The following is a 14,449-nucleotide window of genomic DNA, read 5'->3' as shown; positions in this document are numbered from 1 at the left end:
TCATTCATAGCTCTTTATCGTCATATATCAGTATAAATAAACTCTTTAGAATAAAAAATTAGATCGAAAGCTCTTTCAATACAGTGACGAGGTCTCTCTTGATCGGTTTGTCATTCTTAATAGCCTTGCTGAACGGCACGTAAACGATTTCATCATGTTCGATTCCGATCATAACATTGCGCTGATCTTCCATAATAGCATCGATAGCAGCAGCACCGAGGCGGCTTGCCAGAATACGGTCGTGAGCGGTAGGACTACCACCACGTTGCAGATGACCTAAAATCGTCACACGTACATCATATTGCGGATATTCGTTTTTCACACGTTCGGCATAATGCATGGCTCCTCCTGTCAGTTCGCTTTCGGCTACTAATACAATGCTACTGTTTTTGGACTTGCGGAATCCGTTTTTGATAAACTCTTCCAGTTGGTCGACTTCCGTACTGAATTCCGGAATAATGGCAGCTTCCGCACCCGAAGCGATAGCTCCGTTCAAGGCAAGGAAACCGGCATCACGTCCCATAACTTCAACGAAGAACAAGCGTTCATGTGAAGTGGCTGTGTCGCGAATCTTATCTACGGCATCCAATATGGTATTCAATGCAGTATCATATCCGATGGTCGTATCTGTACCGTAAAGGTCATTGTCAATAGTTCCCGGCAGTCCGATACATGGAACATCAAATTCCTGTGCAAAGATACGCGCACCTGTCAGTGAGCCGTCTCCACCGATGATAACCAATGCATCAATGCCTTCTTTTTTCATGTTGTCATAAGCCAACTGACGACCTTCCGGAGTCGTGAACTCTTTACAACGGGCTGTTTTCAGGATAGTACCACCCAACTGGATGATATTACTCACATTCTGACTCTTGAATTCTTTGATTTCACCTGTAACCAGACCTTTATATCCTCTGTATATACCTTTAACTTGCAATCCATTGTAGATGGCTGCACGTGTCACTGCACGTATAGCAGCGTTCATTCCTGGAGCATCACCTCCGGAGGTCAAAATTCCGATACACTTAACTGTTCCCATATAACAATCTCTCATTAATTAGTTTGACGCGGCAAATGTACAACAAAAAGTTGAAAGCAGTGGTTATGAAGTTTTTTTTCGTAAGAAGAAAACATTAAAAATGTTCAAATGATCTTTTTTTGCTTTCCTTTTATTCATTCATGTTGCTTTGCCGTTTCCTTATGTTGCTTTGCTATTATTCTTTGTCAGAATAAAGCTGTTATTCTTTGATAAGCGTCCGAATGTGATTGTAAATCTTCTCCATCAGCCATTTAGGAGTAGAAGTCGCACCACATACGCCAATTGAATTTACGTTTTGAAGGAGAGAAGGATCTATTTCTTTCTCATTATCTATCAAATGTGAATTGGTATTTACCTTCAAACATTCTTCAAACAGCATTTTTCCGTTTGAACTCTTTTTGCCACTGACGAAGAATATCAAATCGTGTGTAGCTGCAAACTCCCGGAGCTTAGGCATCCGGTTGGCAACCTGACGACAGATAGTATCATAATATTCGAAAGTCGCTTCCGGTGAAATATGTTGCTTGAAGTATTCCACGATTTCCTGAAACTCGTCCAGTGACTTGGTGGTCTGTGAGAAAAGACGGATGCTTTTGTTTAAATCCAACTGTTTGGCTTCTTCTGCCTTTTCAATGACAATTGCTTTTCCATCTGTTTGTCCCACCAATCCCAATACTTCAGCATGGCCGTTTTTGCCGTATATGACAATTTGTTTTTCTTTGTCACTGTCTGTCAGATACCCTTGTCTGATGCGTTTTTGCAAACGTAATACTACCGGACAGGTCGCATCGATAATCTCTATATTATTTTCACGGGCAATCATGTAAGTTTCCGGTGGCTCTCCATGTGCACGAAGCAATACTTTGGCATTCTTCAGCTGCTTGAATTCTTCCCGGTTGATCGTGATTAATCCCATCGTTTTAAGCCTTTCCACTTCCCGGCTATTGTGTACAATATCTCCGAGACAATAGAGAGTCTCTCCCTTTGCCAACTCTTCTTCTGCCTTATGAATGGCTGTCACCACACCAAAGCAGAAGCCGGACCCCTCGTCTATCTCCACCTTGATCATAAAGCAAACTATTTACTTACCTTATTAAATTGTCTGAAAAGCCATTCCTTTTGCTCTTCAATCGATAAGTGGGTGTTATCCAGAAGCAGGGCATCTTCAGCTTTGCGAAGCGGACTTACTTCCCGGTTCTGGTCGATATAATCCCGTTGTTTCACGTTTTCCAGAATTTCGTCGAAGCTGGCTTCCTGTCCTTTTGCTTTCAGTTCGTCATAACGGCGTTGAGCACGGATTTCGGGAGTAGCGGTTACAAATATTTTCAGTTCCGCATCAGGGAAAACGGTGGTTCCTATATCCCGGCCATCCATCACAATTCCCTTTTCCTTTCCCATAGCCTGTTGCTGCGCCACCATTTCTTCACGTACGAAGTCAAGCGTACTGATAGGACTCACTTTGGAAGAAACCTCCATCGAACGGATTTTATTCTCCACATTCACGCCGTTGAGATACGTGTCGGGACGTCCGGTTTCCTTATTCAGCTGGAAAGATATACGAATGTTCTTGATTTCATTTTTCAGTTTCTCCGTATCGATCACGTCTCCGTTGAAAATCCCGTTTTCTATACTATATAAAGTGACCGCACGATACATGGCTCCGCTGTCAATGTAAATATAACCCACTTCGCGGGCAAGATCTTTGGCCATTGTACTTTTTCCACAAGAGGAAAAGCCATCGATTGCAATTGTTATCTTTTTCATATTCAGTTTATCTGATTTGTCCGCCAAAGATACGGTAAATTTGAAAATCAACCATAGGTTTGCTGTTAAAAGGGGCAAGACAAGTACGAAAGAATTAAAAAAGTTAAAAAGCTGGATAAAAAAGAGATAAAGAGGAGAATGGATCTATGAAAATGTACTATATTTGCCCAGAGACACACGGAAGACACTTTTTTTTTAATCATTATATTAATAAATTTATGGAAGTTAAAAAATCACCCAAGGCAGACTTGGAAGGCAAGAAGTCTACATGGCTGCTCGTTGGTTACGTGGTAGTTCTAGCTTTCATGTTCGTGGCGTTCGAATGGACCCAGCGTGACGTGAAAATAGATACAAGCCAGGCAGTAGCTGATGTTGTGTTTGAAGAGGAAATCATTCCTATTACTGAAACCCCGGAACAGGCAGCACCACCACCACCTGAAGCTCCAAAAGTAGCAGAATTGCTGGAGATTGTGGATGATAAGGCTGAAATTGAAGAAACAACAACTATTATTAATGAAGATAATCAAGCTCGTGTAGAGGTTAAATACGTACCTGTACAGGTTGTTGAAGAAGAGCCGGAAGAACAGACAATTTTCGAGGTTGTAGAAAATATGCCGGACTTCCCGGGCGGACAAGCAGCTTTGATGCAGTATCTGGCAAAAAATATTAAATATCCGACTATCGCACAGGAAAACGGAACTCAAGGACGTGTTATCGTACAGTTCGTTGTTAATAAGGACGGTAGTATCGTGGATGCGAAGGTTGTACGTAGCGTTGACCCGTATCTGGATAAAGAAGCCCTCCGTGTGATTAACACCATGCCGAAGTGGAAACCTGGTATGCAGCGCGGAAAACCGGTACGTGTAAAATTTACGGTTCCTGTGATGTTTAGATTGCAGTAATTTGTAACACTATAAATTGGGAGGCTGCTTTCGGCAGCCTCTTTTTATTCATTCATTTTTTTATTCATCATGTTTACAGCTTCTCAATTACTCGATAAGATAAATAATCATATCTCTGAAATCCAGTTTACCCGGACGCCGAAAGGGCTTTATGAACCGATTGAATATATCCTTTCTCTGGGTGGGAAGCGGATACGTCCTGTATTAATGTTGATGGGATATAACCTGTATCGGGAGGATGTTGCGTCTATATACGATCCTGCCACTGCAATCGAAGTTTATCACAATCACACCTTGTTACATGATGATTTGATGGATCGTTCGGATGTGCGCAGAGGGAAACCTACCGTACACAAGGTCTGGAACGATAATACTGCTGTACTTTCGGGAGATGCTATGCTGATTCTGGCATTCCGGTATATGACGGGGTGTCCGCCGGAACACCTGAAAGAAGTGATGGATTTATTCAGCCTGACTACACTCGAAATCTGTGAAGGACAGCAACTGGATATGGAATTTGAATCTCGCTGTGACGTCACAGAAGACGAATATATTGAAATGATTCGTTTGAAAACAGCTGTGTTGCTTGCGGGTAGCCTTAAAATCGGTGCAATTCTCGCAGGAGCGACTGCTGAAGATGCAGAGAATCTATATAATTTTGGAATGCATATCGGAGTAGCATTCCAGTTGCAGGATGACTTGTTGGATGTATACGGTGATCCGGAAGTGTTCGGGAAGAAGATAGGTGGAGACATCCTCTGCAATAAAAAAACATATATGCTTATCAAAGCACTGAACCGTGCGGATGAAAAGCAGCATACTGAATTGAATCGTTGGTTGAATGCGGAAGCTTTTCAGCCTTCTGAAAAAATCGAAGCGGTAACTGAAATCTATAATCAGTTGAACATCCGCAATATCTGTGAAAGCAAAATGCGTGAATATTATACGCTCGCTATGGAAAGCCTGGCGGCGGTAGCTGTTGCAGAAGACAGAAAAAAGGAACTGAAGAATCTGGTGAAATTGTTAATGTATCGTGAAATGTAGCTATTATGCCTTATAGACGATTACCAAATACAGATCAAGCAAGAGTTCGGGCACTGAAAGCGGCTGTCGAAAAGGGAGAGATGTATAATGTGCGTGACTTGGCTATTACATTGAAGACATTATTTGAAGCACGTAACTTCTTGCATCGGTTCGAGGCGGCGCAAATTTATTATACACAGTGCTACGATAATCAGTCACGTGCCAGCCGTAAACATCAGATGAATGTGAAGACTGCCCGGCTGTATATCTCTCATTTTATTCAGGTGCTTAATTTGGCAGTGCTTCGTGATGAAATCAAGGTGATACATAAAGAGTTATATGGCTTGCCTGCTTCTAATACCGTACCGGATTTGTTGAGTGAAGCCTCATTGGTAGAATGGGGGAAGAAAATAATCGAAGGCGAACAACTAAGAACCACTCAAGGTGGCATACCTATTTATAATCCGACTATTGCACGCGTGAAAGTGCATTATGATATTTTCCTGGATAGCTATGAACGGCAGAAGAATTATCAGGCATTAACCAATCGTAGTCTTGATGAACTGGCGTCCATGCGTGACCGTGCCGATGAATTGATTTTGGACATCTGGAACCAAGTAGAAGCCAAATATCAGGATGTCACTCCCAATGATACCCGATTAGAAAAATGTCGCGACTATGGGCTGATATATTATTATCGCTCCAGCGAAAAAATAAAAGAAGAAAAAGAAATATCATGTTGATCGATACTCATTCTCATCTTTTTGTTGAAGAATTTACCGAAGACCTGCCGCAGGTGATGGAACGTGCACGGAAAGCGGGAGTTTCCTATATTTTTATGCCCAATATAGACAGTACGACCATTGATGCTATGTTGTCAGTTTGTAGGGATTATCCGGGATTTTGCTATCCGATGATCGGATTGCACCCCACTTCTGTCAATGAATCATATGAACAGGAATTAGCGATTGTCCACAAATACCTGTCGACTTCCCATGAATTTGTGGCTATCGGAGAAATAGGTCTTGATCTTTATTGGGATAAGACTTTTCTGAAAGAGCAGATCTTGGTTTTTGAAAAACAAATAGAGTGGGCGCTAGAATATGATCTTCCCATTGTAATCCATTCAAGAGAAGCGTTTGAATATATATATAAGGTAATGGAATCCTATAAAAATACCCCATTGACCGGCATTTTTCATAGTTTTACCGGGACATCGGAAGAAGCGGAGAAAATGTTGGAATTCGAAGGATTTATGTTAGGTATCAATGGAGTTGTAACTTTCAAGAAGTCGACCTTACCGGAGACACTGGCGACTGTTCCTTTGGAACGTATTGTGCTCGAAACCGATTCTCCCTATTTGGCTCCCGTGCCGAATCGGGGAAAGAGGAATGAAAGTGCCAATGTGAGAGACACCCTTATGAAGGTGGCGGATATCTATCAGATGGACCCGGAGTACGTTGCACAGGTCACTTCTGTGAATGCGCTAAAAGTGTTCGGAATCCGCAAATAAGGTTCGAAAGGTTTTAAATTATATTAATTTGCAGTATTTATTCGAGATAAAAGAGTAAGAATGCTTCTTGAAAAGAAAAAAAAGAATACATTTGTAGCTGAAAATGCTGAAAACGCAGAGGGAGAGGTGCTCGAGTGGTTGAAGAGGCACGCCTGGAAAGCGTGTATACGCCAAAAGTGTATCCGGGGTTCGAATCCCCGTCTCTCCGCAGAAATGAAAGAGAGATGAGAAGTAAATACAATAATAATCAATTAATTAATCTTAAAAATTAGACACACAATGAAAAAGTTATTTGCAATTGTTGCTGTGATTGGGGCCTTCACTTTTGGCTCAATTCAATTTGCTCAGGCTCAAGACGCTCCTGCAGCAGAACAAACTGAACAACAAGCTGCTCCTGCCGCTGAAGCTACTACTGCTGCTGCTCCTGCTGCAGAAGAGGGTGGTATTCACAAGGAAATCAAAGTTAAATTCATCGAAGGTACTGCATCTTTCATGAGTTTGGTAGCTATCGCTTTGGTGATCGGTTTGGCTTTCTGTATTGAACGTATCATTTATTTGAGCTTGGCTGAAATCAACACAAAAAAATTCATGGCATCTATCGAAGCTGCTTTGGAAAAAGGAGATGTTGAAGCTGCTAAAGACATTGCTCGTAACACCAGAGGTCCGGTTGCTTCTATCTACTATCAAGGTCTGATGAGAATTGATCAGGGTATTGATGTAGTTGAGAAGTCAGTTGTATCTTACGGTGGTGTACAGGCTGGTTACCTTGAAAAAGGATGTTCTTGGATCACACTGTTTATCGCAATGGCTCCGTCACTCGGATTCTTGGGTACTGTAATCGGTATGGTGCAGGCATTTGATAAAATCCAGCAGGTAGGTGATATCTCTCCGACGGTTGTTGCAGGTGGTATGAAAGTTGCCTTGATTACAACTATCTTCGGTTTGATCGTAGCATTGATCCTTCAAGTATTCTACAACTACGTACTTTCTAAAATTGAGGCTCTTACAAGTGAAATGGAAGATTCTTCCATCTCTTTGCTTGACATGGTAATCAAATATAACTTGAAATACAAAAAATAATCTAAAATGAGTAAGTTAACATATAAAGCATCGTATTACGCACTTTATGCGATGTTTGCCATTATTCTGATCGTAATAGGGCTTTTCTTTTTCGGAGGAAATGCTACAGGCGATGCAGTGATTGTGGGGGTAGATCCCGAAATGTGGCAGCCGGCTCAAACAGATGCCTTACTCTATTTGATGTACGTCTTGTTTGGTGTGGCTATTGCTGCTACAGTTCTTGGTGCTATATTCCAATTTGGTGCAGCTCTCAAAGATAATCCGGCAAACGCTATCAAGTCTTTGCTCGGTTTGGTTCTTTTAGTTGTTGTTTTAGTTGTAGCTTGGTCTATGGGTGATGGTACACCGATGCAGATCCCTGGCTATAGTGGTACTGACAACGTTCCTTTTTGGCTGAAACTAACAGATATGTTCCTTTATTCTATTTACATACTGTTGTTTGTGACTATTGTTGCAATCATTGCAAGTGGTATAAAGAAAAAATTATCGTAATCAATTGAGGACACTCAATTAAATAAGTGATTAAAAATGGCAAAAGGAAAAAGAAAAGTTCCTGATATTAACTCAAGTTCTACGGCGGATATCGCTTTCTTGTTGCTGATCTTCTTCTTGATTACGACATCAATGGATACGGACCGTGGTTTGGCAAGACTTTTGCCTCCACCACCTGAAGATCAAGATCAACAGAATACAGATAAGATCAAAGAACGTAACGTCTTACAGGTATACCTGAATAAGGATGATGCCTTGATGTGCGGAAATGATTATATCAGTGTTGATGAGCTAAGAGAAAGAGCTAAAGAATTTATTGCTAATGTTGCTAATGCAGAACACATGCCTGAAAAAACACAGAAGAATGTAGAATTCTTCGGCACATATCTGGTTAATGACAAGCACGTAATTTCTTTGCAGAATGACCGTGGATCTTCTTATCAGGCATATATCAGTGTGCAGAACGAATTGGTGGCTGCATATAATGAATTGAGAGACGAGTTGGCTCAGGAAAAATGGCAAAAGACATATGCGGAATTGAATGACGATCAACAAAAGGCGATTCGTGAAATTTATCCGCAGAGAATTTCTGAGGCAGAACCTAAAAAGTACGGAGATAAAAAGAAGTAAGTAATGGGAAAATTTAATAAGACTGGTAAACGTGAAATGCCGGCATTGAATACTTCTTCGTTGCCTGACCTTATCTTTACTTTGTTGTTCTTCTTTATGATTGTAACAACAATGCGTGAGGTAACATTAAAGGTGCAGTTTACACTTCCGCAAGGTACTGAACTCGAAAAACTGGAGAAGAAATCGCTGGTAACATTCATTTATGTAGGGGAACCTACACAAGAATATCGCGCGAAAATGGGTACTGAAAGTCGTATTCAGCTGAACGACAGCTATGCTGAAGTTGGTGAGGTACAAGACTTCATTTTCCAGGAACGTGCAAGTATGAATGAAGGTGATGCAGCTAAAATGACTGTGTCTCTGAAAGTAGATCAAAAGACAAAGATGGGTATTATTACTGACGTAAAAAATGCTCTTAGAAAATCTTATGCTTTGAAGATTAACTATTCAGCCACTAAACGAGGTGAGAAGTAATTAGTTAATTTAATATATAAAAGTGAAGGGTGTCCAAATCGGTTTGGACACCCTTCACTTTTATATGCAAATGTTGCACCATATTAGAATATAGTCACTTTATATGCTTTTAAATAGAGAAGTCTTTAAGATAAAAAAGAATAAAATAACGGCAATTTGGTATGATAAAATTCACTTTCAATAGGAATTATATATAAATTTGTACCTGTTTTTATTATTTATAATATAATTAAATAATTTTGATTGTGAATAAGTTAGTTGCAAAGAAGGCGTTTCTTTTGCTGGTACTAGCGTGCGCAATGTTAGTGACGGTAGAACCGATTTACGCAAAGAAGAAAAAAAACACGAAAACTGCGAAAAAAGAGTCTCCCTATGAGAAGATTTTTAAAGGGAAGAAAGATGAGGTGAAAAAAGGAGTGATAACTCTTCATAAGATTGAAGGAAAAATCTTATTTGAGTTCCCTCTTACCCTTCAGAATCGCGAGATGCTTTTAGGATCGACAGTTTCAGAGATTAGTGACAATGGAAATGCATTGGTTGGGCAAAAAATTAAGAAGCCCCTGCACATTAAGTTCGCATTACGTGATAGCGTGATGGAGATGCGCGAAGTAAGTAACTTTGCACGTCGTCCAATCTTTTCTACGAGTAAGGATGAGTCCATAAAACAGGCAATGAAGAAAGGAATCGGAGAGCCTGTAATGGAGGGATTCAAAGTGATGGCGTATAATGCAGATAGTACAGCTGTAGTATTCGACATGACGGATTTTTTGGTGAGCGATAATAAGCGCATGGCTATTTTTGACCCTTATGGTAAGAAGACCATGTTTGGTGCTTGTGTGCGCCGGGCAACTTTCAAAAAAGAGCTCTCTTATGTCGATCAGATAAAATCATTTGATGATAATATATCGGTAACATCCAGTTTAAGCTATTTGCAGGATTTACTTTATATGGGTATTGTTGCGATAGCCTATCAGGAACCTGTTACGGTAAAAGTAAACCGGTCATTTGTTTTGTTGCCGGAGACTCCCGAAATGATGCCGCGTATGGCGGATCCACGAATTGGTTATTTTACTTCAAACAAGGAAGAGATTGCTGATGATTATGACGGAGTGAAAATGAATACTTATGCTAATAAGTGGAATGTATATCCTAAAGATGTAGAAGCTTACAAGCGAGGAGAACTGGTTGAACCTACGCAACCCATTCTTTTTTATGTAGACGATGCTTTTCCTGAAGAATGGAAAAAGGGGATTCATGAAGGTGTGTTGGTATGGAATAAAGCATTTGAACGTATTGGCTTTAAGAATGTGATGCAAGTGAAGGATTTCCCGAAGGATGATCCGGAATTTGATCCGGCTAATATTAAGTATAACTGCATTAATTATGCTCCGATTGGAATTGCGAATGCGATGGGACCATCGTGGATTGATCCTAGAAACAGCCAGATTATTAATGCTTCTGTATTTGTATATCACGATGTTATTCAGTTGGTGAATGATATGCGATTTGTACAAACGGCACAAGTTGATCCAAGAGTGCGGACTCCCAAACTTCCGCAGGATGTATTGGACGAAAGTTTGCGTTATATCATTTCTCACGAGGTTGGTCACTGTCTGGGATTGATGCACAATATGGGATCTTCTTTTGCTTATGCAACAGAATCGTATCGTGATCCAGTGTTTATGAAAGAACATGGTACTACTCCATCTATAATGGACTATGCCCGCTTTAATTATATTGCACAACCCGAAGATAAAGATGTATGCCTTACTCCTCCGGTGTTAGGTACTTATGATTATTATGCCATTAAGTGGGGATATACGGTATTTCCGGAAGCAAAAACTACTGAAGAAGAGATTCCTTATTTAGAAAGTATTATTAAGAGTAAAATGGGGGACTTGGAATATAGATATGGGAAACAACAGTTAGGTTATGGTGTTTTTGACCCGACTTCTTTATCGGAAGATATAAGCAATGATGCTATGAAGGCAGGTGCTTATGGTATCAAGAACCTGAAGTATATATTAGACAATTTCAATACATGGCTGGATGATAAAGATCCCGATTTTACATATCGTGATCATCTTTATGACGCATTGGTTTCACAGTATGTACGCTATCTGAATAATGCATGGGCAAATGTAGGTGGTTTCTTTATCAATGAGCATTACGTCGGTGATCCGTATAATACATCAGAAGTGATTCCTCATGATATGCAGAAGCGTGCTGTTCGGTTTGTTTTGAATGAATTAAAGAACATTGACTGGATAGATAATCCTGATGTAGTAAAGAATCTGACTTTTGACGGTTCAATGTCTCGTTCCATCTTGAAATCGATGAGCAAAAAGATTCTGAATACAAAACGTGTTTCATTAGCTGCTTACCGTGATTCTTCCGCATATTCTCCACAAGAATATTTGGATGATATTTATACTATTTTGTGGGAGTCGACTATTAAAAATGTGGAACCGACTGAATCCGAACGTATTTTGCAGACAGAAGTATTGATGGGCATTATCCGCAATGCTGATCCGTTGACAAAGAAGGACGAGATTGATGAAGTATTGTTTGCGGATCTGAAACAAGCTGCCCAGACAGGTACATTACAATTGCCTGCTAATACGGATCTGCCTCTGTTTCAGTTGTTTGATGTATATAAGCACTTGACAGAGCAGGGAGATGCAGATTGTTGTGTGGATGCAGGGCATTATTACCAGACTGCTAACGCTATGAAAAAGATAAATGAATATGCAGGCTTTGATTATATTTATTATATTCTTAATACCTCAAATAATAATCAGAACCATCTGTATTTTGATTTATTGACGCGTATAAAGAATATAGTGGAAAAGCGTAAGAATTCAGGTTCATATGCAACTCGCTCTCACTATGAATATTTATTGTCTATCATTAATGACTTTGAAAAGGCAAAATAAAAATTGTTGAGTGATGAAGTTATTTATAGTGTTATTGACCGGAGCTTTTATGTTAGCTACCGGAACTTCTGATGTTTTTGCCAAGAAAAAGGAGAAAGTGCAAATAGAAGCAAAATCGGATACGGTTCAGACTGCTCCTAAAAAAAGGAATACTCAATACCCACGTTTGTTCAGAAACAAAAGAGTGGTGACAAAGAAAGGGCTTATAACGATCCATAAGATTGATGATAAACTTTATTTTGAGTTTCCTAAAAGCTTGCTTGGACGTGATTTTCTGATGGGGTCTTCAATTTCGGCAACTAGTGATAATACAAGTGGTCTTGTCGGACAAACTATGACTACTCCGCTGCATATTCGTTTTGCCATACAAGAAGATCAGGTGTATATGCAGAATGTGACTCCCATTTCCCGGATGGATGTATATAGTACTCAGTCTGATATCAGTAAGGCAGTAGCGAAAAGTAATATAACGCCGGACATGGAGTCATTCAAGATTGCGGCTTATAATATGGATAGCACGGCAGTGGTGTTCGAGGTTACCAAGTTCTTTCTAGCTGATAATAAACGTCTTCCCCTGTTTGACAAGAACAGTGCCTCTTTGAAGGATGAGAAATATGGTCAATTGGAGTTGAAAGCTGTATTGAAAAAGAGTCTCTCTTCCATCAGAAACTTTCATGTCTTTGATGATAATCTGGAGATCAATCTGGATATGAGTTTTTACCAATCTCTTCTTGCTAATAAGAAGGAAGTCAGAGGAGGAAGTGTACGGGTGAAGGCGGTTTATTCAATGCTTTTATTGCCGGAAGAGACAATGGCCTGGCGATTGGGCGATCCCCGGTTAGGGTATACATTTACCAAAAAGCAAAAGATATCAACGGAAAAAGACGGTACGGCCTTTTCATATTTGCAACATAAATGGAATCTGTTGCCAGCCGATGAGGAAGCATATCGTCGGGGGGATTTGGTTGCTCCGCGGAAACCTGTGATATTTTATATCGACAGTGATTTTCCGGAAGCCTGGAAAAGAGCAATAAAAGAAAGCGTCAACTGGTGGAATGAAGCGTTCAAGATGGCTGGATTTAAAGATGCTGTACAAACTGCGGATTTTCCTGTAAACGATACGACATTCTATGCTGGAAATTTGAAGTATTCTTGCATCCGTTATGTGCCTGTAAATCTCTCAAAAACTCAGAGTAAAGTTTGGGTGGACCCTCGTAGTGGAGAAATTATTAATGGAACCATTTTTGTCGGGCATGATATAGCAAAGACGATAGCCAATCAACGTTTTATTCAAACAGCTCAGGCTGATAAACGTATGCGTGATCTGCACTTGTCGGAAGAGGTCTTATTAGAGAGCATTCGGCTTTATATAGCTCGTGAAGTAGGTCATTGCTTAGGTTTGGCTGATAATGCTTCCGCTTCGGCTGCATTTTCTGTAGAATCATTGCGAGCATCTGCATTTACCCGACAAAACGGTATTGCTTCTTCAGTAATGGATGAGCTTCCTTACAATTATATTGCCCAGCCACAGGATGATAAGGTCAATTTCGTTCAGAATAAATTGGGAGCTTATGATTTATATGCAATCCAGATGGGATATATGCTTATTCCTGATGCGAAGACACCGGAAGAAGTTCGTGAAAAGATAATGAGATGGGTATCCATGAAGTCGGGAGATCCGGTTTACCGCTATGGCAAAGCACAATATCAGGATGCAGAATATGATCCGAGTGCGTTGGGAGGTGATTTAGGTAACGATGCTGTTAAAGCGGGAAAATATGGAATCAGTAATCTGAAATATATCTTGGGAAATATGGATAAATGGGTGGAACAACAAGATTCGGACTATCATTTCCGCATTCATATTTATCCGGAGATAGTTAATCAATATAACCAATATTTGATGTATGCCTTTCAAAATGTAGGAGGTTTCTATCTGTCCGAGCATATTGTAGGCGATCGTAATCAGGCTCTATCTGTTGTACCTAAAGTACAACAGCGTGAAGCAGCTCGTTTTGTAATGAATGAGTTGTGCAATATGACTTGGTTGGATGATTCTTCCATACTTCGTAACATGCCAGTGCAAACTCCGGTTTATCAAAAGATGATTAAGAATTTTGCAAGTGTTCTGGTGGCTACTAAGCGAGTGTCATTAGCTTATTACAAAGATAACAGCAGCTATTCTCCTGAAGAATACCTGAATGATATTTATAACGGTGTATGGGCATCGACTTTGAAGGGAAAATCATTGAACCGTGCAGAAATATTGCTTCAATATGAAGTGGTTGCCGCTATTTTGAGAAAGTTGCAATTGCCTAATCACATGGAAACTACAGGTCGTGAGAAGAAAAAAAAGAAGGTTGAAACGCTGTTACAGTCTACTCTGCCCAAAGTAAATACAGTTGGAGGATTCGGACCTTTGGGATATATCACCAATTTATCGAATGATAATCAGCTGCATTTGTATCATGGGTTGTTGATTCGTATTCAGAAGTTAATGGAATCGCGTTTGAATTCAGGTTCTTATGAAACAAGGATGCACTATGGGCAGTTGCTGGAGAAGATAGAAGATATACGTAATTGGTAAAATAATAAG

Annotated in this window: 13 protein-coding genes and 1 tRNA gene; 11 read left to right on the top strand and 3 right to left on the bottom strand. The window is 40.1% G+C overall.

The window, feature by feature from the left end:
- Positions 1 to 58 precede the first annotated feature (58 nt).
- From pfkA to cmk, 3 genes are all read right to left on the bottom strand, one after another.
- Entirely contained in the window at positions 59 to 1,039 is a 981-nt protein-coding gene (pfkA, locus tag AB3G73_RS11075; protein WP_004297914.1) for a 6-phosphofructokinase, read from the bottom strand.
- Positions 1,040 to 1,238: 199 nt separating this feature from the next.
- The gene (locus AB3G73_RS11070; protein WP_195650563.1) at positions 1,239 to 2,108 is read right to left on the bottom strand and encodes a 4-hydroxy-3-methylbut-2-enyl diphosphate reductase; all 870 of its coding nucleotides are present in this window, start codon (positions 2,106 to 2,108) and stop codon (positions 1,239 to 1,241) included.
- Positions 2,109 to 2,116: 8 nt separating this feature from the next.
- Positions 2,117 to 2,803, bottom strand: coding sequence for a (d)CMP kinase (gene cmk, locus AB3G73_RS11065; protein ID WP_298047201.1), 687 nt, complete (start codon positions 2,801 to 2,803; stop codon positions 2,117 to 2,119).
- Between the two features lie 218 nt (positions 2,804 to 3,021).
- Here cmk and AB3G73_RS11060 point away from each other — a divergent pair, with 218 nt between their 5' ends.
- From AB3G73_RS11060 to AB3G73_RS11010, 11 genes are all read left to right on the top strand, one after another.
- Positions 3,022 to 3,705: an energy transducer TonB gene (locus tag AB3G73_RS11060; protein WP_148365127.1), complete on the top strand. Its 684-nt coding sequence runs from the start codon at positions 3,022 to 3,024 to the stop codon at positions 3,703 to 3,705.
- A 69-nt stretch (positions 3,706 to 3,774) separates the two neighbouring features.
- Positions 3,775 to 4,749: a polyprenyl synthetase family protein gene (locus tag AB3G73_RS11055; protein WP_122136863.1), complete on the top strand. Its 975-nt coding sequence runs from the start codon at positions 3,775 to 3,777 to the stop codon at positions 4,747 to 4,749.
- Positions 4,750 to 4,754: 5 nt separating this feature from the next.
- Positions 4,755 to 5,471 carry a hypothetical protein gene (locus AB3G73_RS11050; protein WP_148365126.1) on the top strand — a complete coding sequence of 239 codons (717 nt, stop codon included), beginning with the start codon at positions 4,755 to 4,757 and terminating at the stop codon, positions 5,469 to 5,471.
- The gene (locus AB3G73_RS11045; RefSeq protein WP_258981696.1) at positions 5,465 to 6,241 is read left to right on the top strand and encodes a TatD family hydrolase; all 777 of its coding nucleotides are present in this window, start codon (positions 5,465 to 5,467) and stop codon (positions 6,239 to 6,241) included. The genes AB3G73_RS11050 and AB3G73_RS11045 overlap by 7 nt, the downstream gene beginning before the upstream one ends.
- A gap of 120 nt (positions 6,242 to 6,361) precedes the next feature.
- Positions 6,362 to 6,449, top strand: a tRNA-Ser gene (locus tag AB3G73_RS11040).
- Between the two features lie 71 nt (positions 6,450 to 6,520).
- A complete protein-coding gene (locus tag AB3G73_RS11035; protein WP_195650564.1) occupies positions 6,521 to 7,321 on the top strand; it encodes a MotA/TolQ/ExbB proton channel family protein in 801 nt (266 codons plus the stop codon).
- Between the two features lie 6 nt (positions 7,322 to 7,327).
- Positions 7,328 to 7,813: a hypothetical protein gene (locus tag AB3G73_RS11030; protein ID WP_148365123.1), complete on the top strand. Its 486-nt coding sequence runs from the start codon at positions 7,328 to 7,330 to the stop codon at positions 7,811 to 7,813.
- 36 nt (positions 7,814 to 7,849) lie between these two features.
- Entirely contained in the window at positions 7,850 to 8,443 is a 594-nt protein-coding gene (locus AB3G73_RS11025; RefSeq protein ID WP_195650565.1) for a biopolymer transporter ExbD, read from the top strand.
- Positions 8,444 to 8,446: 3 nt separating this feature from the next.
- Entirely contained in the window at positions 8,447 to 8,917 is a 471-nt protein-coding gene (locus AB3G73_RS11020; protein ID WP_004315772.1) for a biopolymer transporter ExbD, read from the top strand.
- 245 nt (positions 8,918 to 9,162) lie between these two features.
- Positions 9,163 to 11,853 (top strand): zinc-dependent metalloprotease, encoded by a 2,691-nt coding sequence (locus tag AB3G73_RS11015; protein ID WP_258981694.1) that lies wholly within the window; start codon positions 9,163 to 9,165, stop codon positions 11,851 to 11,853.
- A gap of 13 nt (positions 11,854 to 11,866) precedes the next feature.
- Positions 11,867 to 14,440, top strand: a complete 2,574-nt coding sequence (locus tag AB3G73_RS11010; protein WP_367744893.1) for a zinc-dependent metalloprotease — start codon at positions 11,867 to 11,869, stop codon at positions 14,438 to 14,440.
- The last annotated feature ends 9 nt before the right edge of the window (positions 14,441 to 14,449 follow it).

The sequence above is a fragment of the Bacteroides sp. L008 genome, from assembly GCF_040812255.1.
In the GTDB taxonomy this organism is placed as follows: domain Bacteria; phylum Bacteroidota; class Bacteroidia; order Bacteroidales; family Bacteroidaceae; genus Bacteroides; species Bacteroides vicugnae.
This window is presented reverse-complemented; position numbering and strand designations above follow the sequence as displayed.